Source organism: Azospirillum brasilense, assembly GCF_005222205.1.
GTDB lineage: Bacteria > Pseudomonadota > Alphaproteobacteria > Azospirillales > Azospirillaceae > Azospirillum > Azospirillum brasilense_G.
Genome location: NZ_CP032347.1, coordinates 786,449 through 808,693, shown reverse-complemented (window position 1 = coordinate 808,693; position 22,245 = coordinate 786,449). Strand labels below are relative to the sequence as shown.

The window sequence follows — 22,245 nt, the reverse complement described above, 5'->3', positions numbered from 1 at the left end:
GCTACTCCGCTTCCAAGAGTAGGCGGGTCAGGTCGGAGACGGAGGCGACCTCCAGCTTGTCCATGACGTTGTGGCGATGAACCTCCACCGTCTTCAGGCTGAGGTTGATCTCCGCCGCGATGACCTTGTTCGGCTTGCCCTGCACCACCAGATCGGCGACCTGCCGCTCCCGCGGGGTCAGGCGGGCCAGCAGGGCGCGGACATGGGCCTTGCGCGCCTGCGCCTCCCACGCCCGCCGGGACGTTTCCAGCGCCTCGTGCACCCGGTCGAGCAGAACCTGGTCGTTGAAGGGCTTCTCGATGAAGTCCACCGCCCCGGCGCGGAAGGCGCGGGCGGCCATCGGCACGTCGCCGTGGCCGGTGATGACCACGACGGCCAGGACGGAGCCGGCGCGGGCCAGCGTGTCCTGCAGCTCCAGGCCGCTCATCCCCGGCATCCGCACGTCGGTGACGAGGCAGCCGGGCTGGTCGGCGCGCATGGCGCGCAGGAACTCCTCGCCGGAGCCGAAGGACTCCACCGCCACGCCCAGCGAGCCGATCAGCCAGCCCAGCGAATGGCGCATCGCCGGATCGTCGTCCACCACGTAGACGGTGCGGGCCGCGTCAGCCTGCATTGACCTTCTCCTCCGCTGCGGGCAGGACGAAGCGCACGACGGTGCCTCCGCCCGGATGATCGGTGGCCCAGAGATGGCCGCCATGGCTTTCCACAATGGTCCGGCAGATCGACAGGCCCAGCCCCATGCCGCCCGGCTTGGTGGTGAAGAAGGGATCGAACAGCCGCGCCCGCGCGTCCTCCGACAGGCCGTGCCCGCGGTCGGCCACGGCGATCTCCACCCGCCCTTCCGCGTCCAGGCCGGTGCGCACGGTGACGCCCCTGCCCTCCTCCGCGCCATCATCCATGGCGTCCAGCGCGTTCTTGACGAGGTTCAGGACGACCTGTTCGATCTGCACCCGGTCGGCCAGGACCGGCGGAAGGCCGGAGGCCAATTCGCGGATGACCGGAATGTTGCCGCTGCGCGCCCGCCCCTCGCAGAGCTGCAGCGCCGCCTCCACCGCCCCGTTGACGTCGGCCGGCTCCAGCTGGACGGCGCGCTTGCGCACGAAGTCGCGGATGCGGGCGATGATCTGCCCCGCGCGGTCGGCCTGGGCGGCGATGGCGCGGGAGGCCTCCGCGAACTCCGCGGCGCTGCCCACCCCGGCCTCCAGCCGCCGCGTGCAGCCGCGCGCGTAGTTGGCGATGGCGCCCAGCGGCTGGTTCAGCTCATGCGCGATGTTGCTGGCCATCTCGCCGAGGATGGAGAGGCGGGCGACATGGTCCATCTCCTTCTGCCGTTCCCGCGCGGTGTCCTCGGCGCGGCGGCGCTCGGCCATCTCGCGGCGCAGCTCGCGGTTGGCCGCGCGCAATTCGGCGGTGCGCACCTTGATGAGATGCTCGACCCGCAGCGAATGGACCGCCCACCACAGCAGGGCCAGCGCGGCCAGCGCCAGCCAGTGCCAGTGCTCCCGCGCGAGGTCGAGCAGGGTGACGTCGCGCAGATGCTCGTAGGGGCCGATGCGCAGGCTGCGGAACAGGCCGTGGACCGGCTGGTAGTCCAGCGGCACCGTCCAGCCCTCGTAGCCGCCGGCCAGAGCCGCAGGATGGCTGTCGGGCATCTGGAACAGCGCGACCACCACCGCCTTCGCCAGATCCTCCGGCGTTTTGGCCAGCCGGGCGAGCGGCCAGTCGGGGTAGAGTCCGGTGGACAGGGCGCAGCCGAATCCCGGCTCCGTCCGCGGGGCGACGACTTGGAACTGCGCCCGGTCGAGGCGGCCTTCCTGGGCCAACTCCTCCAGCACGCAGGCGCGCAGGACGCCGGCGTCCACCTCCCCGTCGCGGACGGCGAAGGCGACGCGGTCCACGGGAAATCCGGAGAAGCGCAGCTCCTTCAAATCGCCGTAGGGATCGACCCCGGCCGTCAGCATCGCGCCCCAGGCAACCTGGAAGCCGCCGAAGGCGTCGGGGTCCACCGCCATCACGGTCTTGCCCTTCAGGTCCGCAAGCGTCTGGATATCCTCGCGCCCCGCCCGGACGATCAGAGCGGAGCCCACCGCCGCCCCCGACGCGCCGGAGCGGGAGGAATGGAGCGTGGCGATGCGCGTGACGCCGTGGCGGGCCTCCAGCTCCACATAATTGCCGGTGTTGGTCAGCACGAAATCGACGCTGCCGGCGGCCACCGCCGCGTCCATGCCCGGCAGGTCGAGCGGCACCATCTCCGCCCCGCGCTGCGGAAAGCGGTCCGCGAGATAGCGGACGGTCGGTTCCCAGACGGCGTTGGCGTGGTCGCCGCCACGGTAGGCCAGCACGCCGACGCGGATCGGCGGTTCCACCGCCCGGGCGGGAAGCCCGGCGGAGAGAACCCCCAGCAGCGCCAGCATCAGGCAACCCGGGCGGACCGTGAACCGCATGGCATCCTTCGGACGGGTGAAGACGCGGGGAACCGCCGGAACGGACCCCGACGCGCCGCATACACCCTTACGCTGTCGCTTTCAATCCGTGCGGGCGCATGCGCTCAGGGAAAGGCGACGCCGGGGCGGGGTCGAGCGGCGGCACGGTGGATGACGCGATGGATGGCTCGTTGGACGACATGGGCTTCATCAGCCCTTTAAATAAGATATCTCTAATTTATAGACGATCCCCGTCGATCAAGCGGATTGTGATCGGTCTTGCTGAACCGCGCTTGAACGCGCCGTTCAGGCAAGGCTCAGCCGCGGCTTGCCATGATCCCTCCTGTTCGGGCGGGCCTTCCGCCCCTTGCGATGGAGACAGGATCATGCGCCCTTCCACCACCCTCCCCCTTCTGGCCGCCCCCGTCCTGGCCGCGGCCTTTGCCGCCTTTCTGCTGTCCGGCCCCGCCGACGCCGGCGAGCGGCACCGCACGGTCCAGGCTGCCTCGCCGCAGCCAATCGCCGAAGCGCTGCGGGCCGGGGGCGGCACCGTCTCCGGGTCGGTCGCCGCCGTGGGCGTCAACTGGATGACCGTTCAGGACGACAGCGGGCGGACGGATGTCAGGATGCGCGGCGTCCTGCCGGAAGGCATTGCGCAAGGCGCCCCCATCACCGTCACCGGCCGTGTCCGCAAGGGCGGGCTGATGGCCAGCGAGATCATCCTCGCCGATGGCTCCCTGCACCGGCCCTCCCGCGACCACGACGACGATTGACCGCGGAAAGCGTCCCGCCCCGGGATTAAAAGGGCCTCCCGAAACGAAAACGGAGCAGGAATTCGGGAAAATCCAGTCCACGGGGTGGAGACGTGACGTTCAGCCTGCGCGATCAACTGTCGAATCAACTGCGCTCCCTGCGCCGCTACGCCCTCGCGCTGGCGCGCAACCGCGACGACGCGGAGGATCTCGTGCAGGAGACGCTGGTGCGCGCCATTTCCGGCTCCCGGACCTTCCGGCCGAACGGCGACCTGCGGTCCTGGCTGTTCGGCATCCTGCACAACGTCCACGTCAACGGGGTACGGCGGGAGCAGGTGCGGGCGCGCGGCGCCTCGGCCATCGAGGCGATGGCCTACGGGCAGATGCCGCCCAACCAGCCCGACCATGTGGAGCTGATGCGGACCATCGAGGCCTTCTCAACCCTTCCCGACGAGCAGCGCCGCGTCCTCACCCTCGTCGCCGTGGAGGGGATGAGCTACCAGGAGGCCGCCCGCCAGCTGGACATCCCGCTCGGCACGCTGATGTCGCGGCTGGCCCGCGGCCGGGAGGCGCTGCGTGTGGAGATGGGCCACCGGGAGATGGACCAGCGCGACCGCGCCCAGACCGCCCTGCGGGCGGTGAGGTGAGTCATGGGCGGTGATCCCATCAGCCTCAACCAGGACGCCGACCTCCATCTCTACATGGACGGCGAGATGGAGCCGGCCCGCCGCGCCGCCTTCGAAGCGCAGTTGGCCGCCAACCCGGCCCTGGCCGCCAAGCTCGACGAGTATCGGCACCAGCAGGAGATGCTGAGGCTTGGGCTGGACATGATGGCCGCCGTCTCGGTGCGGGAGACCGAAACGCTGGCCGGGCGCCTGCGCTGGCGTCTGGACATGGACCGTTTCTCCCGGCGGGTCGCCCCGCTGGCCGCCGCGATGCTGCTGGTCATGGGGGGATGGAGCCTGACCGTGTGGGTGCAGTCGGGCGGGGCTGCCGGACCGCAGTTGGCCGGCGCGGTCGATGATGTCCCCGCCTTCGCGGACGAGGCGGCGGACGCGCATTCCAAGGCCGTCGCGCTCAACACGCTGCAGCCGTCGCCGCCCCAGACGAACGTCACGCCGGTTCCGGCGCAGACCGCCCAGGTGCCGCTGCCGGAGGGCCGCGGCATGACGGTGGCGCTCCCCGCCATCGGTCCGGAACTGACCCTGATCCGGGCCAGCATCGTGCCATGGAACCATGGCACCGCTCTCCAGTTTCTCTACAGGGAACCGGACGGCGAACTGCTGACCCTGTTCGTCGCGTCCGGAGGTCCGGCGCAGGACGGCACCCTGCACACCGTCGTGCAGGACAGCCTGCGGCTCGTCTACTGGCGAGCCGGGCTGGTCGCCTACACCGTCACCGGCAACAAGGCCGACGGCGACCTGCTGACCGTCGCCAAAAAGATGGCGGACAGCATCCGCCGATCCTGACACCGCACCGCCCTGGTAGCCATCGGGCGGAGCCCCACCAAGCCTGTGGAGCCCAGCCATGAGCCTGTACACCGATCCGGACGAGCGGAACGGCCATCCGCTGGACATGGTCGAAACCTTCGTCGCCCGCGAGCATTGGGAGCCGATCCTGCGGCAGGCCGCCTTCAACGGCATGGTGCTGGGCGCGGTCACCCTGCTGCTGGGGCTGGACGCGCTGCCCGGCCTCGCGATCATCCACATCATCACCTTCGCGTCGGGCATGGCCCAGGGCTTCCTGGCGCTGCGCCTGGAGGAGAGCGGGCAGGACGAGGCCGCCGTCGCCGTGGGGCGCCGCTCCATGGCCGCCTTCACGCTGGCCTCGGTCACATTGTTCCTGATGCCCTTCGCGGCCTGATCCGCGCAGAAGTCACGCGCGGAACCGGCCGTTCCGTGCCATCGTCCCCGTTCCGCCGGGGACCTCCCCCCGGTTGGGGATTTCAAGACGGGAACTGGAACAGCCGATGCGGGGCAGGCAGACACGCTCCGGGAGCCGGATGCAGATCCGTGCGCCCTATCTCGACCCGGTGCGTGTGGGGGAGACCTCGGGAAACCTGCGCTGCCGCTGCTGCGGGCGGCCCGACGGGGTCGTTGTGCGCTGCCTGCCCGACGGGCGCTGGTATGATGGGGCGGACGAGACGTGGCGGGACGGCCGCGGGCGCCGCGTGCCCTGGCCGGAGGCCGCCGAATACGCCGCCACCACCGACATCCTGGTCAGCGTCGAGGCGCTGCGCATCACCCGCTCGGCCGTCGAGCGGGTCCGCCTGCTGTGCAACCGCTGCCGCCGGCTGGAGGGCGCCGTCCATGGCCGCGCCCGCGCCCGGATCAGCATCCTGCTGCGCCGGGCCATCGGCGACCTGTTCCTGGGCCGCTACGACGATCCGGCCGTCCTCACGGCGCTGGTCGCCCTATACCGCAAGGACGGCTGAGCCGACGCTCCTGCCCTCAGCCGGCGGTGTCCTCGGCCATCCCGCCATCGAGCCGTGCCGCCAGCTCCCGCCGCGCCAGAAGCTCCGGCGCCACCGTCGCCGCGGGGGCCGCGGCGGGCAGACGGCCGTAGGCGCCGATGCCGAAGGCCCCGGCGTCGCCGACGATCCACTCCTCGGCGGGCGGGGACGGAGGCGGGGGCGTTTCGATCTTCCGGAACAGCGCGGCGGCGGAGGCCAGCGCGGAGGAAGCGGTGAGCGGGATCGTGGAATTCGCGCGTTCGGTCCGGCCCTGCATGGCCAGGACTTCATCATGTGCATCGGACATCGGACTCTCCCTCACCGCGTGACGAAGGGTAACGCTGGAACTGTGGCATGGAAGTCACGCTCCGTCCAATTGCACGAACGGATGAACCGCCGCTTGGACAACAGGCCGCCCCCACCGCCGGTTCATAAGCAATTAGGGGGAATGTGATCCGGAACGAACCACGCGACCGTTCCCGCTGTTCAGCCTGGGGTGCCGCAACGGGGAGATCTGGCAGACGCATGGGACGGTTCTTGCGCTGGGCGTCGGCCCTGCTGCTTCTGGCCGCCATAAGCGGGGCGGCGATGGTGGGAACGGGCATGGTCACGGTTCCACCCCGCTACGACCCCTGGGCGCCGCTGGACATCGCGGAGGCCCCGAATCTGCTGACCCGCCTCAAGCTGTCCCGGCTGGACGGCGCCCCCCGGCAGTGCCACGCCGTTCTGGGCGCCGCGGGCCTGCGCTTCAGCGCGGTGCCCGACCGGCAGACCGGTCCCGACTGCGGCCTGACCGACGCGGTGCAGGTCAGCCGCTCGGCGGTGGCCTTCAACAGCGGCTTCACCGTCACCTGCCCGCTCGCCGCCGCCTGGATGCTGTTCGAGACGCACACGCTCCAGCCCGCGGCGCAGCGGCATTTCGGGCAGCGGGTGACGCGGGTCCGGCATCTGGGGAGCTACGCCTGCCGCAACGTCTACGGCCGGGCGGAGGGGCGCCGCAGCGAGCACGCCACCGCCAACGCCCTCGACATCGCCGGCTTCACTCTGGCCGACGGCACCACCATCGCCCTGCCCGGCGACTGGAGTCCGGCAGACGGACGGAAGGGGGCCTTCCTGCGCGAGGTCCGCGACGGCGCCTGCGAGGTCTTCCGCGCGGTGCTGGGCCCCGACTACAACGAGGCCCACCGCGACCACTTCCACCTCGACATGGGGCCGTACCGCGTCTGCCGCTGAGGCGCCACCCGATGGATCAGGCGCTGTGGTAGGCCAGCACCCCGTCGGCGCGCGTCTCGGCGCGCAATTCCCCCCGCCCGACCATGTGGTTGATGTGGGCCAGCGCCTCGCCGAAGGCGAAGCTCAGCTGGTGGGAATCCAGCGCGCGGCGGAACAGCACCGGCACCAGCTCCGCGCAGCTCAGCGGCTTGGCGCGGCAGGCCTCGGCGATCTGCGCGCAGCGGTCGGCGTGGTGGGCCTCCAGCGCGCGGGTGCGGTGGTCAAGGCCGTAGAAGGGCAGCCTGTGGCCGGACAGGACCAGCGAGTCCGCCGCCACCTCCTCGCGGATCGCCGCCAACGACGAGAGGTAGAGCCCCAGCGGGTCGGCCTTGGGCTGCATCGCCGAGACGCTGACGTTGGGGGAGATGCGCGCGATGACCTGATCGGCGGCGAGGAACAGCCGGTCGGCGGCGCAATAGAGCATCGCCTGCTCCGGCGAATGGCCGCCGCCGGTCAGGATGCGCCAGTCGCGTTCGCCCAGCCGCAGGGTCTGGCCGGGAATCATCCGCTCGAAGCTGGGGGCGAGCCCGGTCGTGCGGTTCAGGTAGCTGAGGCCGCGGCCGAGCATCTGCTGGATCTCGTCGGGCGACAGGCCCCCGGTCTGGTAGAAGGTCTCCTGCGCCTCCAGCGTCTGGGGATCGCGCCCTTGTTGCAGAAGCTTGGCGTAGTAATACTCGCTCTGGGTCATGTGCAGCGGCGGGGCGAAACGCTCGTGCAGCCAGCCGGCCAGACCGACATGGTCGGGGTGGAAGTGGCTGACCACCAGCCGGACGATCGGCTTGCCGCCCAGCGGGCCGCGCAGCAGCCGGTCCCAGCAGTCGCGGCTGACGTCGTCGCCCAGCCCGGTGTCGAACAGCGCCCAGCCGTCCCCTTCCTCGAAGAGGTAGAGGTTGACGTGGTCCAGCGCGTAGGGCAGCGGCAGGCGCAGCCACAGCACACCCGGCGCCACCTCCCGGACCGTTCCATTGTCCGGTGCTTCGGAAAACGGATGGCGGATGAGTTCGGCGTCGTCTTTCACCCTGATGATCCTCCTTGCGCTGCGGTGCCCCCAACCTCCTGGCTACCCGTTGGTTCGCGTTCGGTCAACTATCCGCAAATAGAACATTCCGACCATTGACGCACCTCGTGTTTCGTTCCATGCCCGCTCCGCTGCGGGAGCATCGGGGGATTCGCGACGAATGGGCCGCGCACCGGTTAACCAAAGGGCATTGCCAAAGGAGAATACCCGGATGACCACCGCAACGTTCAGGATCATCCGCCACGCCGACGGGCCGGTTTTCTTTGACGACCGGACGATCACACTCGCGGAGGCGCAGATCATCATCAACGACGCCATCGCGCGTGGCGATCTGGAGGTCGGATCCTTCCTGCGCATCGACGACGAAGAGCTGGTGATTGAACACGAGGTTGCGGGGTAGGCGGCGCGCCGCCCACCCCGACCCGTTCGAAGCCGTCAGCTCCCAGGTTAGCTCATGGCGACGAGGCTGGCGTTGCCGCCGGCCGCCGCGGTGTTGACGCTGACCGACCGCTCGTTCAGCAGCAGGTCGAGGTCGTAGCCCTCGCCCCGCCCCGCCGCCAAAGCCTCGGCGGTCGCCGCCTGAACCAGCAGGATCGGGCCGGGCAGCTCCGCGACGCGCCGGTTGACGGCGGTCACGCGCTCGCGGTCGCCCTCCACCAGGACCGCGGCGAGCGGCCCGACGTCGCGCCAATCCGCCGTGGTCCGCACCCGCGCGGCCAGCGCCGGGGGCAGGCCGCGCAGCAGCTCGGCCAAGTCCGGCGGGGCGTCCACCGCCGCGCTGTTGCCCGTCGCCAGGACCGCGCCGAGCTGGAGCAGCAGGCCCGTCCGCGTCTGCGGCAGAAGCAGGACGCGGCCCCGCCCGTGCAGCTCATAGAGGTTGCGCTCGCCCACCGGGCCGTTCAGCTCCGCGCCGCCGCCGATGGCGCTGCGCGCCGCATAGCCGGCGCAGCGCGACGCCTCCGCCGTGAAGCCCTTGGTGCGCAGCCACTCGCCGTAGGCCAGCCCCGCCGCGCGCGCCGCGTCCGGCCCGCGGAACTCCAGCCAGCCCTTGGGGCGGCGGCTGAGCAGGCGGGAGAGGTAGAGCGGACCGCCCGCCTTGGGGCCGGTGCCCGACAGGCCGTGGCCGCCGAAGGGCTGCACCCCGACCACCGCGCCGATGGTGTTGCGGTTGACGTAGACGTTGCCGGCGCCGATCCGCTCGGTGACCCGCTCGATGGTCGCGTCGATGCGGGTGTGCAGGCCGAAGGTCAGGCCGTAGCCGGTCGCGTTGATGGAGTCGACCAGGGCGTCCAGATCGTCGCGGTGGAAGCGGACGACGTGCAGGACCGGGCCGAAGACCTCCCGCTCAAGCTCATGGATGCCGCCGATCTCGATCACGGTCGGGGCGACGAAGGTGCCCTCCGCCGTCTCGGCGGGCAGCGGCAGGAACTCCACATTGCGGCCTTTGGCGCGCATCGCCTCGATGTGGCCGGTGATGGTGGCGCGGGCCTCCTCGCTGATGACCGGACCGACATCGACGGCCAGCCGGTCCGGGTTGCCGATGCGCAGCTCCCGCATGGCGCCCTTCAGCATGGCGAGCGTGCGGTCGGCCACGTCCTCCTGCAGGCAGAGGATGCGCAGGGCGGAGCAGCGCTGGCCGGCGCTGTCGAAGGCCGACGCGATCACGTCGCCCACCACCTGCTCGGCCAGGGCGGAGCTGTCCACGATCATGGCGTTCTGGCCGCCGGTCTCGGCGATCAGCGGGATCGGCCCGCCGTCCGGCAGCAGGCGCCCGGCGAGCTGGCGCTGGATCAGCCGCGCCACCTCGGTGGAGCCGGTGAACATCACCCCGCGCACCGCCTCGTTCCCGACCAGGGCGGCGCCGACCTCCCCCGCGCCGGGGAGAAGCTGGAGCGCGCCGGCGGGGATGCCCGCCGCGTGCAGGATGCGCACGGCCTCGGCGGCGATCAGCGGGGTTTCCTCGGCCGGCTTCGCCAGCACCGGGTTGCCGGCGGCCAGCGCCGCGGCGATCTGGCCGGAGAAGATGGCCAGCGGGAAGTTCCACGGGCTGATGCAGACCACCGGCCCCAGCGGGCGGTGGGTGGCGTTGTCGAAGCGGTCGCGCGCCTGCGCCCCGTAATAGCGCAGGAAGTCGATGGCCTCCCGCACCTCGGCGATGGCGTTGGGCAGCGACTTGCCGGCCTCGCGGACGATCAGGCCGAGCAGGGTCGGCATCCGCTCCTGCATCGTGTCGGCGGCGCGGAACAGGCAGGCGGCGCGCTCCTCCGGCGGGGTGGCGGCCCAGACGGACGCCGCCGCGACGGCGTGGCCGAAGGACTCCGCCACCAGGGCCTCGCTCGCCTCGGTCACCGAGCCGACCACGTCGCGGCGGTCGGCGGGGTTGCGCACCGGCTGGGCCTGCCCCGCCCGCTCGCCGTCGGCCAGCAGCGGTGCCGCGGTCCAGGTCATGTCGGCGCTGGCCAACAGGGCGGCGGACAGGCGGGCCAGCTCCGTCTCGTCGGACAGGTCGATGCCGGCGGAGTTCGCCCGCTCCGGCGCGTAGAGGTTCCGCGGCAGGGCGATCAGCGCGTGCGGCGCGCCAACCGGGGCGATGGCCCTGGCGACCGCCACCGGATCGGCGACCAACTCGTCCACCGGGACCGCCGGGTCGGCGATGCGGTTGACGAAGGAGCTGTTGGCCCCGTTCTCCAGCAGGCGGCGGACCAGATAGGCCAGCAGCGTCTCGTGCGTGCCGACCGGCGCGTAGATGCGGCAGGGCCGCTTCAGCGGGCCGACGACCTCCTTGTAGAGCGGCTCGCCCATGCCGTGCAGGCACTGGAACTCGTACTTGCCGACCTGGAAGTCGTTGCCGGCCATCTCGTAGATGGTGGCGAGCGTCTGGGCGTTGTGGGTGGCGAACTGCGGGAACACCGCGTCCGGGGCGGCCAGCAGCTTGCGGGCGCAGGCGACGTAGGAGACGTCGGTGTAGACCTTGCGCGTGTAGACCGGGAAGTCGGGCAGCCCGTCGAGCTGGGCGCGCTTGATCTCGCTGTCCCAATAGGCGCCCTTGACCAGACGGATCATCAGCCGGTGGCCGCTGCGCCGCGCCAGATCGACCAGGAAGTCGATGACGTAGGGGCAGCGCTTGCCGTAGGCCTGGACGACGAAGCCGATGCCGTTCCAGCCCGCCAGATCCGGGTCGAAGCACAGCGATTCCATCAGGTCGAGCGACAGCTCCAGCCGGTCGGCCTCCTCGGCGTCGATGTTCAGGCCGATGTCGTAGCCCTTGGCGAGCAGCGCCAGCGCCTTCACGCGCGGCAGCAGCTCGTCCATCACCCGGTCGGCCTGGGCGCGCGAATAGCGCGGGTGGATCGCCGACAGCTTGATGGAGATGCCCGGCCCCTCATAGACGCCGCGCCCCGCCGACGCCTTGCCGATGGCGTGGATGGCGTTCTCGTAGTCGGCGTAGTAGCGCGCGGCGTCCTCCGCCGTCAGCGCCGCCTCGCCCAGCATGTCGTAGGAGTAGCGGAAGCCCTCGGCCTCCATCGGGCGGGCGTTGGTCAGCGCCTCCTGGATGGTCTGGCCGGTGACGAACTGCTCGCCCATCATGCGCATGGCGAAATCGACGCCGCGGCGGATCAGCGGCTCGCCGCCGCGCGCGATCAGGCGCGTCAGGGCGGAGGACAGCGCCTGCTCGCCGCCCGCCGAGGTCAGCTTGCCGGTGATCAGCAGGCCCCAGGTGGCGGCGTTGACGAACATCGAGCCGCCCTTGCCGAGATGCGCCTGCCAGTCGCCGCCGGCGATCTTGTCACGGATCAGCGCGTCGCGCGTGGCGTGGTCGGGGATGCGCAGCAGCGCCTCCGCCAGGCACATCAGCGCCATGCCTTCCTGGCTCGACAGGCTGTATTCGTGGATCAGCCCCTCGACGCCGCGGCCCCGCGGCTTGGCGCGCAGGGCGGTGATCAGCTTGCGGGCGGTGGCCGCCGCCGCGGTGATGACGCCGGGCGGCAGCGACGCCTGCTCGAACAGGAAGGGCAGGCATTCCGGCTCGGGCCGGCGGTAGGCGGCGGTGATCGCGGCGCGCAGCTCGGTCGCCGGACGGATGGGCGGCGCGAAGTCCGCGAACGGCGCCGCGCGGCCGGAGGCGGCGGACGGGGTGGCGGTCCGGGTGGCGGCCCGGGTGGCGGTCGGGTTGGTCATGCTGTTCATCGGTGTCGTCCGCTCGAATCCGCAGGCCGGGGGCGAGCCGGTTCCTGATGGTGAAAAGGGGTGTGCTTCTCAGGCTTTCGGGTCAGGCCTTCGGGCCGGTTCCGCCCAGTTCGGCGGCGCGTTGGGCCGCCGCGCGCAGGGTCGCGTTCAACAGATTCTGGAGGTGGTCATCGGCCATCAGCTTGGAAAGGCCGGCCGCCGTGGTCCCGCCGGGGGAGGTCACGCCGGCCCGCAGTTCGGCCGCCGGCTGGCCGGTGGCGCCCATCAGCGCCCCTGCCCCCTCGACCGTGGCGCGGGCCAGCCGCTCCGACACGTCGGCGGGCAGCCCCACCTCCACCCCGGCGCGGGTCAGGCACTCCACGAGGTAGAAGACATAGGCGGGGCCGGAGCCGGACAGCGCCGTGGCGGCGTCGACCAGCGCCTCGTCGGCCAGCCATTCCAGGCTTCCCACCGCGGTCAGCAGGGAAGCGGCGCGCTCCTTGCGATCCGCCGGACAGCCCGCTTCGGCGACCGCGACGGTGGCGCCGCGGCCGACCGCAGCCGGAAGGTTCGGCATCGCCCGCACCACGCTGCCCGCCGCCGGGAACAGGCGGCGCAGGTCGGCCAGCGTCTTGCCCGCCATGATCGACAGCACCAGCGTGTGCGGCGCCAGCATCGCCTGCACGCCCGTCGCGGCGCTCTCCACCATCTGCGGCTTGACCGCGACCACCAGGGTATCGACTGGGGCGGTATCGACCGTGGCGCCGTCCGCCGGATTCACGCGGACGCCGGTCCGCGCGGCCAGTTCGACCAGATCCGGCGCGGGGTTGGGGTCGGCGACCGCAATGGCGGCGGCCGGCACGCCCTGCGCCAGCCAGCCGCGCAGCATGGCGCCGCCCATGCGTCCGGCACCCAGCAGAAGGATCGTGCCGCCGCCCGGCGCCGATCCGGCGCCATCCGCGGCATTGGGGCCAATATCGAAGGTCACGGTGTCTCTCACCCGATCCAATTCGTCTTCTCAAGGCCGCCGTGTTCGCTTTGTTTTGCTTGTTCCACTGCGGCATCCGCAGACTATCGCGGAGTCCGCCGTGCCTCCACGGTTGTTTTCGCCTCACATCCGCGATATCAACGGCTAAAGGCGGCATGGAGCGCGAAAATGACGGAGCTTGACCGGACCGACCGGCGCATCCTGGCGATTTTGCAGATGGACGGGCGGATTTCCGCCGTGGATCTGGCGGAGCGGGTCGGCCTGTCGCCCACGACCGCCGGCGAGCGGATGCGGCGGTTGCTGAAGGACGGCTATGTCACGGGGTTCACGGCGCGGCTCGATCCGCACCGGTTGGGCTTCGGGCTGATGGTGTTCGTCGAGGTGCTGCTCGACAAGACGACGCCCGACGTGTTCGACCGCTTCGCCCAGGCCATCCGACACGCGCCGGAGGTCCTGGAATGCCACATGGTGGCCGGCGGGTTCGACTATCTGGTCAAGACGCGGGTGGCCGACATGGCGGCCTACCGGCGGTTCCTGGGGGATGTGCTGCTGTCGCTGCCCGGCGTCCGGGAGACGCGCACCTACGCGGTGATGGAGGAGGTCAAGAACGACGGCCCCCTCCCCCTCTGACACCTGTCACATAGGCACCCGGTCAGGACACCCGGACGGGAGCCGCCGAGCGGCGGGCCGGAAGAATGACCCGCGCCGTGGCGTGCAGCGTGGCCATGCCCAGCACCGACAGCGCCGTCAGGAAGCCGGTCAGCAGAAGCGCCAGCACCAGAAAGACCATCGTCTCCATGTCACCTTCTCCTTAGCAATGCATGGAGGAAGGCTACGCTCGGACCGGCCCCGGCGGATTGACCCGAGTCAATGGATGGCCTGATTCCGGAACCATCCTCCTTTTTGTCCGCAGCCCCGCCATTCTTGGCTGCGCATCGCGCCGTTCAGTCCCGTCGCCGCGGCGGGTGACGGCGACGCTTTTCCCCGCGGTTGCAGCGGCAGACCGCGCGCCACCAGTGCGGATCAGCCTCACTGTGATCCAAATATCACGCATTTGAGATTTATTATCCTAAAATCGTCCCATTTAAGGCCACAGCGAAGCCGCTAGTCTTAAGGGGTAAGCCAAAAGGCGATGACGCTAACCGAAAGGAAGGGGACGCACCGACCGCGTGCCGGCCCCGCTGGCCACCCAACGTGGTGGCGTCCCCACAAGCAAGAGAGTGCAGACCATGGACGATCTGGGTATCGACCTTCATCATCAGGATCTGACCGACCACACCAACTACGCCGGTGATCTCGGCGCCGACACGGCGCATCTGACCATCAGCGAGACCGCTGTGTCCACCGCCGATCCCTTCGCGACGCCGGCCTCCCTCCTCCAGGCGCAGGCCCTGCAGAGCGCGCAGCCGCTGGCCCTGGCCGACGCCGCCGCGACCGCGGACAACGCCACGAAGATCGTCATCAACGCCGCCGGCAACGTGGCGGGCGGCATCGCCCCGCACTTCAAGGTGATGGTGGACGGCAAGGTCATCGGTGAAGGCTCCGCGGGCACCGACGCCAAGGACTTCACCTTCAACGCCAACGTCACGGCGGATCAGGCGCACAAGATCCAGATCCAGTACGACAACGACGGCGTGGCGAACGGTCAGGACCGCAACCTGATCGTCAACAAGATCACCATCAACGGCCACGCGCTCGACGCGACCGACCCGTCCGTGACCTACGACAAGGGCGCGCTGGACGGCAAGGACGTGGTCAAGGGCCAGTCCGGCATGTGGTGGGACGGCACGCTGGTCGTTGCCGCGCCGAAGGAGTTCTTCCCCGCCGCGACGGCCGAGGCGGTGACCGGTGCGACGAAGATCGTCGTCAACGCCGCCGGCAACGTGGCGGGCGGCGTCGCCCCGCACTTCAAGGTGATGGTGGACGGCAAGGTCATCGGCGAGGGTTCCGCCGGCACCGCCGCCAAGGACTACAGCTTCACTGCCGACATCGCCCCCGGTCAGGCCCACAAGGTCCAGATCCAGTACGACAACGATGGCGTGGCGAACGGTCAGGACCGCAACCTGATCGTCAACAAGATCACCATCAACGGCAACGCCGTCAATCCGACCGACGCCTCCGTCACCTATGACAAGGGCGCGCTGGACGGTAAGGACGTGGTCAAGGGCCAGTCCGGCATGTGGTGGGACGGCACTCTGGTCGTCGCCGCGCCGAAGGAGTTCTTCCCCTCCTCGACCACGACGCCGACCACGCCGACCACCCCCACCACGCCGACCACGCCGACGGCCCCGCCCGCCCCGTCGAACCCGAGCGGCGGCACGTCGGATTACCCGGCGACCCCGGCCTCGCAGGTCTTCTACATCGACGCGACGCACGGCAACGACAGCAACTCGGGCAACAACCCGAACCAGGCCTGGAAGTCGCTGGCCAAGGTGAACGCGACCAACTTCGCCGCCGGCTCGCTGGTCCTGTTCGAGCGCGGCGAGACCTGGACCGACAGCCTGCTGGTCTCGACCTCCGGCACCGCCGACAAGCCGATCATCTACGGCGCCTACGGCACCGGCGCCGATCCGGTCATCAAGGCCAAGAGCGGCGCCAGCTTCGCGGTCAGCCTGAACAACAAGGACAACATCACGTTCGACAACCTGACGATGACGGGTTCGAACGACACCGGCCTGCTGCTCAACGGCGGCGCCAACAACGTGAAGGTCACCAACTCCCAGATCATCGACAACCGCGGTTCGGGCGTGGTGATCAGCGGGACGTCCAACAACCTGCGCATCGATCATTCCACGATCGACGGCAACGGCGGTTACGGCCTCGTCCACTACTCCGCCGACAACGCCAACCAGTACTTCACCAACAACATCATCAGCGACAACGGCTGGCGGACCGATGCGGTGTATTCGGGCTGGAACGGCCGCATCCTGAGCGGCGAGATCGCCGGCAACACGATCTTCAACAACGGCAGCGGCGGCGGCGACGGCCGGTCGCATGGCCTGTACCACGACCACAGCCAGGCCAACAGCACGCTGAAGATCCACGACAACGTGATCTACTCGAACCCGCGCGGCGCCGGCATCCTCGCCAAGTCGAGCACCGAGATCTACAACAACACGATCTACGGCAACTCGAACGTCGGCATCTCGATCGGCCAGAACCAGAGCACCAACGTCACCTACAAGATCTACGGCAACGAGATCTTCAACAACAACGGCGGCATCCTGGAGCACCTGAAGGGCAGCGGGTCGATCACGCTGAGCCTGTACGACAACACCTTCTACAACAACAACGGCCGTGCGGCGATCAACATCGCCGACAGCATCAAGCAGACGGTGACCAACAACACCATCTCCACGGTCTCCAAGGCCAACCCGATCATCTGACGATCGGCGGTTCCGCCCCTTCGGCAACGTCCGCGCCCGGCCCCTTGTGGCCGGGCGTTGGCGTTTCCGCCTGGCGGATCCGACACGAAGCCGTAAAGATTGGCCAGGCGGACCCTCCGGGCTCATCTATGGCCCCGATTTTCTTGTGCATTGCACAATAGGCTGCCGGTCTGCGGAATGCTGGATGCTGGAATTCATCCGCGTTTCCCTGCGTTTCATGGCAGTCAGCCGTTATTTCTTCAATAGACGCGCGGCATCCCCCACTTTCTCCTCAATCGACCAAAGTGGCAGACAGCTTTCCCTTTGGGACGCTGCGAAGGGGATATTTATCTTGCACTTTATGTAGGTTTACCCGCCATCCGCCCTTTGATAGCGTCCACAGACCTATTCCGTGCCTATGCGTGCATCGGCACCGGCCGATACGACGGCCAGGGGTGTGCTCGTCCGGGATGCGGACCGGAGGGAGGCCCCCGCAGAACCGACCAGGAAAGGGACGAGGCAGGGCAAGAACGGCACTGAAAACGACGACAAGGACGGGACGGCCGGCGCCGCAGAGGCGCCGGACCGACGGCCACCGGGGAAGGAACGCCGAAACCGCTTCCGCGCGCGTGCCGCGGACGCGGGGCTGTGGGCGGCACGCACTCGCCTCCATTCCCTGGGCCGCGGTGTCCGTGGTCCGGTTCTCCGGCATCGCCCGAGGACTGGACCGCCGGACGCCGTCCGCGTCGCCACGACAAGAGGGGTGGAGACCAGGTATGAATCACGTGAGCGGACCGAGGGACGGTCGGGACACTCAATCGATCAGCGTGCTTATGGCCACCTACGCCGGCGAGAAGGCGGACAACCTTCAGGCCGCGCTGGAGAGCGTCTATACCCAGACGCTTCTCCCGCGCGAATGCGTGCTGGTGGTCGATGGACGGATCGGGGAGGAGCAGGAGAAGGTCATCGCCCGCTATCAGGCGTCCAACGCCTGCCGGCTTGTGGTGGTGCGGCGGCGCAACCAGGGGGGCTTGGCCCGCGCGCTGAACGATGGCCTGCAATATTGCACGGGCTATCTGGTGGCCCGCATGGACAGCGACGACATCTGCCTGCCCCACCGCTTCGAGACGCAGGCGCGCGCCTTCGCCGAGCAGGGGGCGCTGGACGCGTCCTTCTCCTGGCACGCGGAGTTCGAGCAGGACCCCGGCGTCATCACCTGCGTGAAGCGCAGCCCGGAGACGCACGAAGAGATCAGCCAGGGCATGAAATGGCACTGCGTCCTGTCGCACCCCACCATGATGGTGCGGCGGCGGGCGCTGACCGCCATCGGCGGCTACCGCTCCTGCTTCGGCAATCTGGAGGACTACGACCTGTATGTCCGCCTGCTCCAGGCCGGGGCGCGCATGGAGACGGTGCAGGAGGCGCTTCTCCTCTTCCGCACCAGCATGGCCCAGCGCGTCCGCCGTGGCGGGCTGCGCTACGCCGTCAACGAATGGGCCTTCCGGGTCTGGTGCTGGCGGTCGGGCTTCCTGACCAACTCGGAGTTCCTGGCGACCGCCTCCCTTCAGATCGGCTTCCGGCTGACGCCGCCGGGCCTGAAGAGGATGCTGTACCGCTTGGTCCGCACGCCGACCGAGGCGCAGGCCATGGCCCGGATCCACAGCGCCATGATGCAGCCCAAGCGCCTCGCTCCCGATGGCGCGGACGCCCTCTGACCCTCTGCCCTCTGACTCTTCTCCGCGGGAGGACATGAATGAGCGTTGCCGACGTGATTTCCGGTGGCGGGCTGGGCCGGCGGCTCCGGTGGGTGGACACGCTGCGCAACCCGTTGGGGACCGCCTGCCATCACGCCTATGGCAGCCCGGTGCTGGCCGTCGTCTACCACGCCGTCTGCGACACGGTGCCGGACCATCTGAAGCACATCTACCGCCCCCGCACGCCCAAGGAGTTCACGGAGGACCTTGATTTCCTCCTGAAGCACTTCGAGCCGACGGACCTGCCCACGGTCACCGGGTCGGCCATGGGCGGGCCGGAGATCCGCCGGCCGTCGCTGCTGGTCACCTTCGACGACGGCATGCGCGAGGTCGCGGAGGTGGCGATGCCCATCCTGCGCCGCAAGGGCATCCGTCCGGCGCTGTATCTCAACCTGAACTTCCTCGACAACGGGACGCTGTTCTACCGGCACAAGGCGAGCCTTCTGGCGGAGCGGCTGAGCCGGCTGCCCGAGGCCGATCCCCGCCGCGCCGTCTGCGCCGCCACCCTGGCGCGGGCCGGCGCCATAGCCGCCGATCCGGCCGCGGGCGTCATGAAGGTGAGCTGGCACCAGCGCGCCGTGCTGGACGAGATCGCCACCGTGCTGGAGTTCGACACGGCCGGCTTCCTGGCGACGCAACGGCCTTACCTGACCCGCGACGAGATCACCGACCTGATGGCGGAGGGCGTGTCGATCGGCGCCCACGGTTTCGACCATCCCAACCACCGTCTGCTGACGCCGGAGCAGCGGAAGGAGGAGGTGACGGGCAGCGTCGCCGGCATCCGGGAGCTGTTCGGCCCCGGCTGCGGCTCCTTCGCCTTCCCCTATTCGGACGAGGGGCTGCACGACTCGCTGTTCGGCGAGCTGTACGGCAGCGGCGTCGACCTCACCTTCGGTACCTCCTGGCCGCGCCGCGGCGGTCCGCAGCGGCGCATCCAGCGGATTTGCTTCGAGAACGGTCCGGCCCCCGCCAGACAGCAGCTCGTCAAGCGCCTGCTGCGCGGCGGCGCCGGCAACCTGAAGCGCGCTCTCGCCGGGTGAGTGGTCTCGCCGGATAAGCGGTCCGGCTTATGAATGGCTCCCTCTCCCACCGCGGGGGAGGGAGTTCATGCCCTTTTCATATGCATTCCGAGCGATGATGTCTCGGCAATTCCAAAGAGAAGGCCTATTCCTCCCTTTGGAATGCCCCCTTATCGTACGCGGATCGCTTAAGCGTGATCCCTTTTCATTTCCCTTTATTTGTCCGCGACGTAACACAAAATACCGCAATAGGGACACGCTGCGGTTTTGGTCGGCGGGTCCTCCGCTTATCGGCCCCCCCCGAGGAGATCGCCATGATCGAGCAAGCCACGCCGGCCAGCCCGAACCTGCTGGGTGGGGTTGCGGACGTCCTGCCGGCGGACGCCGCCCCGACGGCGACGGACCGCGTCGCCCCCCCGATGCTCGATCTCCAGCGGGCCGGCTGGGCCTTGCTGTGCACCGGCTGCGCGCTGGCGGCCTGGGGCCTCGCCTACGCGCTGATCCGCGTCGCTCTCTAAGGCCGCGCGAGCTGGACCCATGGATCACCTGCCCCCGCCTCCCCCCGCCATCGAGCGTCCCGCCGCGCCGTCGCTGCTCGTCAGCGCGCGCCGGACCGCGGATGACGCGCCGGTCTTCTACGTCGACGCCACGGACGGCGACGACCGCCGGTCGGGCCGCGGCCCGAAGGAGGCGTGGAAGTCGCTGGACAAGGTGAACGCCACGGCTTTCCCGCCGGGCAGCCGCGTGCTGTTCGAGCGCGGGGAGAGCTGGCGCGGCAGCCTCCTGGCCTCCTCCTCCGGCACCACCGACCGGCCGATCACCTACGGCGCCTATGGCAAGGGCGACGCCCCGGTGATCGACGCGCGGGGCGCGTCGGTCGCGGTCAGCCTGAACGGGCGGACGAACGTCGCCTTCGACGGGCTGACCATCACCGGCGCGGCCGACACCGGCCTGCTGCTGGGTCCCAGGGCGCGCAACGTGTCGGTGACGAACGTGACCGTCGCGGGCAACGGCGGCTCCGGAATCGTCGTACAGGGCACGTCGGATGGGCTGCGGATCGACGGGTCGGCCATCACCGGCAACGGCGCCTACGGGATCGTGCATTACGCCGCGGACAACACCGACCAGGTCATCACGCGCAACACCATCGCCGACAACGGCTGGCGCAAGGACGGCGGCGTCTATTCCGGCTGGAACGGGCGCATCCGGACCGGCGAGATCGCCCACAACCGGGTCTTCAACAACGGCGTCAACGGCGGCGAGGGCCGCTCCCACGGCCTCTACCACGACCAGGGGCAGGCCGGCAGCGCGCTGAAGATCCACGACAATCTGATCCACGACAACCCGCGCGGCGCCGGCATCCTGGCCAAGTCCAGCACCGAGATCTACCGCAACGTCATCTTCCGCAACGCCGACGCGGGCCTCTCGCTCGGCCAGAACCGCGGGATCGACGTGACCTACCGGGTCTACGACAACGAGTTCTACGACAACAACGGCGGCGTCCTGCAGCACCAGAAGGGCAACGGCTCGATCACGCTGGAACTGCGCGACAACGTCTTCCACCGCAACGGCAAGCGGGCCGCCATCATCATCGCCGACAGCATCGACAAGGCCGTCACCGGCAACCGGGTCAGCAACGACGCCAAGGCCGAAAACAGGGCCGAATCCCGGACCGGGGCGACCGTGATCCAACAGCCAGGAGGAACCGTGCAGGAAGCATCCGGAATGCGGCCGGAATCCGTGCGCTGACCTTGGCGACGTCCGCGGGCGAGCCGCGGGCCGGCCAAGGGAACGGCGCGTTCGAACAAGGGGGGGCATGTGAGCACCAGCAGCAGCACCGTCGGTCAGTCGATCACCGACCGGCTGAAGAAAACCGTTTTCCGCTTCGACGCTTCCGACAAGGGGGAGCTGCGGGGCTTCCAGCGCAAGATGTTCGGGGAACGGGTCTGGCAGGTGGACGAGGCCTACAACCGCTGGCTCTTCGACGAGGTGCCCGACCGGGACGCGGACGGGCCGCAGGTCTGGGTGTGCAAGCGCCAGGGCCAGATCGTCGGCCAGCAATGCGGGATTCCCTTCCGCCTGAAGGCGCAGGACCGGGAAATCCCGGCCTCCTGGGCCAACAGCCTGATGGTCCTGCCGGAATGGCGGATGCGCGGCGCCTTCACGCCCCTGGCGGAAGCGCAACTCGACAGCCGCCCTCTGGCGATGGCCATCCACATCTCGGACTCCGCCTACAAGGCCTACAGCAAGGCCGGCTGGATCGACATCGGCGCCCTGCCCGCCTACGTCTTCCCGCTGGACACGCGGCGCTGCCTGGAGGCGTCGTCGCTCCAGGGCCGCATGCGGACCCTCGGCACGATCGCCGGGCCGGCCCTGCACGGAGCACGGATCGGCGGCCACCTGCTGAGCCGGGCGACCGGCGCGCGGTTCGAGGAGATCGGGCGGTTCGATGGGCGGGCCGACGCCATCTGGCGACGCGCTTCCCCGCATTACCCGCTGATCGCGCTGCGCGACCTGACGCATCTGCGCTGGCGCTACGACGCGATCCCCTGCGCCTCGGACTACCGCCGCTTCATCCTGACGCGCGGGGGCGAGCCGCTGGGCTATGTCGTCCTGCGCCGCGAGACCTGGCGCAAGGAGCCCTGCCTCGCCATCGTCGATTACCTGTGCGAGCCGAAATGGCTGTGGGTTCTGTTGAGCCACACCCTGCGCATCGCCGCGACGGAGCGCGCGACCGCGCTGATCTGCCGGACGCTGAACACGCGGGCGGAGCGGACCTTCCTCGCCATGGGCATGATGAAGGTGCCCGACCGCGTCGGCTTCCCGGTGCGGGTGATGGCGCACGCCGGGCCGGACGCCGGCATCGATCGGGACGCCTTCGCCGACCGCGGCAACTGGCTGCTGACCATGGGCGACGGCGACGCCAGCTTCCTGATGCACAACACGCTGCCCGAGACCGCCGGGCTGCAACCGGAGGGAGTCGCCGTCCAGGGATGACCGCGGTGCGAAGGAGCCGCCCGGCCGCCGACGCGCCG

The 22,245-nt window shown here is 69.7% G+C and carries 21 protein-coding genes; 14 read left to right on the top strand and 7 right to left on the bottom strand.

Annotated elements, in window-relative coordinates:
- Position 1: 1 nt before the first annotated feature.
- Together D3869_RS25730 and D3869_RS25725 are read right to left on the bottom strand one after the other, a co-directional pair.
- Positions 2-613, bottom strand: a complete 612-nt coding sequence (locus D3869_RS25730; RefSeq protein WP_094303618.1) for a response regulator transcription factor — start codon at positions 611-613, stop codon at positions 2-4.
- Positions 603-2,444, bottom strand: a complete 1,842-nt coding sequence (locus D3869_RS25725; protein WP_137142573.1) for a sensor histidine kinase — start codon at positions 2,442-2,444, stop codon at positions 603-605. The genes D3869_RS25730 and D3869_RS25725 overlap by 11 nt, the downstream gene beginning before the upstream one ends.
- Before the next feature lie 365 nt (positions 2,445-2,809).
- Between D3869_RS25725 and D3869_RS25720 the strand changes: the two genes are divergently transcribed.
- From D3869_RS25720 to D3869_RS25700, 5 genes are all read left to right on the top strand, one after another.
- Complete coding sequence (locus D3869_RS25720) at positions 2,810-3,196, top strand: cytochrome c maturation protein CcmE (protein ID WP_137142572.1); 387 nt, start codon at positions 2,810-2,812, stop codon at positions 3,194-3,196.
- A gap of 92 nt (positions 3,197-3,288) precedes the next feature.
- Positions 3,289-3,822 (top strand): sigma-70 family RNA polymerase sigma factor, encoded by a 534-nt coding sequence (locus D3869_RS25715; RefSeq protein ID WP_137142571.1) that lies wholly within the window; start codon positions 3,289-3,291, stop codon positions 3,820-3,822.
- A 3-nt stretch (positions 3,823-3,825) separates the two neighbouring features.
- Positions 3,826-4,644: an anti-sigma factor family protein gene (locus D3869_RS25710; protein WP_137142570.1), complete on the top strand. Its 819-nt coding sequence runs from the start codon at positions 3,826-3,828 to the stop codon at positions 4,642-4,644.
- 58 nt (positions 4,645-4,702) lie between these two features.
- Positions 4,703-5,038: a hypothetical protein gene (locus D3869_RS25705; RefSeq protein ID WP_014242024.1), complete on the top strand. Its 336-nt coding sequence runs from the start codon at positions 4,703-4,705 to the stop codon at positions 5,036-5,038.
- A gap of 139 nt (positions 5,039-5,177) precedes the next feature.
- Entirely contained in the window at positions 5,178-5,609 is a 432-nt protein-coding gene (locus D3869_RS25700) for a hypothetical protein (RefSeq protein WP_137105800.1), read from the top strand.
- 16 nt (positions 5,610-5,625) lie between these two features.
- Here the strand turns inward: D3869_RS25700 and D3869_RS25695 are convergent, their stop codons facing one another.
- On the bottom strand, positions 5,626-5,934 hold the full coding sequence (locus D3869_RS25695; RefSeq protein ID WP_137142569.1) for a hypothetical protein: 309 nt from the start codon (positions 5,932-5,934) through the stop codon (positions 5,626-5,628).
- A gap of 218 nt (positions 5,935-6,152) precedes the next feature.
- Between D3869_RS25695 and D3869_RS25690 the strand changes: the two genes are divergently transcribed.
- Positions 6,153-6,860 carry an extensin-like domain-containing protein gene (locus D3869_RS25690; protein WP_137142568.1) on the top strand — a complete coding sequence of 236 codons (708 nt, stop codon included), beginning with the start codon at positions 6,153-6,155 and terminating at the stop codon, positions 6,858-6,860.
- 16 nt (positions 6,861-6,876) lie between these two features.
- On the opposite strand, the gene D3869_RS25685 is transcribed toward D3869_RS25690, so the two are convergent.
- A complete protein-coding gene (locus D3869_RS25685; protein ID WP_137142567.1) occupies positions 6,877-7,917 on the bottom strand; it encodes an MBL fold metallo-hydrolase in 1,041 nt (346 codons plus the stop codon).
- A 211-nt stretch (positions 7,918-8,128) separates the two neighbouring features.
- On the opposite strand from D3869_RS25685, the gene D3869_RS25680 reads away from it, so the two are divergent.
- Positions 8,129-8,317 carry a hypothetical protein gene (locus D3869_RS25680; protein WP_040137066.1) on the top strand — a complete coding sequence of 63 codons (189 nt, stop codon included), beginning with the start codon at positions 8,129-8,131 and terminating at the stop codon, positions 8,315-8,317.
- A gap of 47 nt (positions 8,318-8,364) precedes the next feature.
- Here D3869_RS25680 and putA read toward each other — a convergent pair whose 3' ends face one another.
- Together putA and proC are read right to left on the bottom strand one after the other, a co-directional pair.
- The gene (gene putA / locus D3869_RS25675) at positions 8,365-12,105 is read right to left on the bottom strand and encodes a trifunctional transcriptional regulator/proline dehydrogenase/L-glutamate gamma-semialdehyde dehydrogenase (RefSeq protein ID WP_137142566.1); all 3,741 of its coding nucleotides are present in this window, start codon (positions 12,103-12,105) and stop codon (positions 8,365-8,367) included.
- 82 nt (positions 12,106-12,187) lie between these two features.
- Positions 12,188-12,985 carry a pyrroline-5-carboxylate reductase gene (proC, locus tag D3869_RS25670; protein WP_247896015.1) on the bottom strand — a complete coding sequence of 266 codons (798 nt, stop codon included), beginning with the start codon at positions 12,983-12,985 and terminating at the stop codon, positions 12,188-12,190.
- 255 nt (positions 12,986-13,240) lie between these two features.
- On the opposite strand from proC, the gene D3869_RS25665 reads away from it, so the two are divergent.
- Positions 13,241-13,702: an Lrp/AsnC ligand binding domain-containing protein gene (locus D3869_RS25665; RefSeq protein WP_014242014.1), complete on the top strand. Its 462-nt coding sequence runs from the start codon at positions 13,241-13,243 to the stop codon at positions 13,700-13,702.
- A 22-nt stretch (positions 13,703-13,724) separates the two neighbouring features.
- Here the strand turns inward: D3869_RS25665 and D3869_RS33235 are convergent, their stop codons facing one another.
- On the bottom strand, positions 13,725-13,871 hold the full coding sequence (locus D3869_RS33235; protein ID WP_175426607.1) for a hypothetical protein: 147 nt from the start codon (positions 13,869-13,871) through the stop codon (positions 13,725-13,727).
- Between the two features lie 430 nt (positions 13,872-14,301).
- Between D3869_RS33235 and D3869_RS25660 the strand changes: the two genes are divergently transcribed.
- The 6 genes from D3869_RS25660 (at position 14,302) to D3869_RS25635 (ending at position 22,207) form a co-directional block, all read left to right on the top strand.
- Positions 14,302-16,458 (top strand): carbohydrate-binding domain-containing protein, encoded by a 2,157-nt coding sequence (locus tag D3869_RS25660; RefSeq protein WP_137142565.1) that lies wholly within the window; start codon positions 14,302-14,304, stop codon positions 16,456-16,458.
- Positions 16,459-17,270: 812 nt separating this feature from the next.
- Positions 17,271-18,152: a glycosyltransferase gene (locus D3869_RS25655; protein ID WP_137142564.1), complete on the top strand. Its 882-nt coding sequence runs from the start codon at positions 17,271-17,273 to the stop codon at positions 18,150-18,152.
- A 38-nt stretch (positions 18,153-18,190) separates the two neighbouring features.
- Positions 18,191-19,231, top strand: coding sequence for a polysaccharide deacetylase family protein (locus D3869_RS25650; protein ID WP_137142563.1), 1,041 nt, complete (start codon positions 18,191-18,193; stop codon positions 19,229-19,231).
- Between the two features lie 293 nt (positions 19,232-19,524).
- A complete protein-coding gene (locus D3869_RS25645) occupies positions 19,525-19,728 on the top strand; it encodes a hypothetical protein (protein ID WP_137142562.1) in 204 nt (67 codons plus the stop codon).
- Between the two features lie 19 nt (positions 19,729-19,747).
- On the top strand, positions 19,748-20,959 hold the full coding sequence (locus tag D3869_RS25640) for a right-handed parallel beta-helix repeat-containing protein (RefSeq protein ID WP_137142561.1): 1,212 nt from the start codon (positions 19,748-19,750) through the stop codon (positions 20,957-20,959).
- Between the two features lie 69 nt (positions 20,960-21,028).
- Positions 21,029-22,207 carry a GNAT family N-acetyltransferase gene (locus D3869_RS25635; protein WP_137142560.1) on the top strand — a complete coding sequence of 393 codons (1,179 nt, stop codon included), beginning with the start codon at positions 21,029-21,031 and terminating at the stop codon, positions 22,205-22,207.
- Positions 22,208-22,245 lie beyond the last annotated feature (38 nt).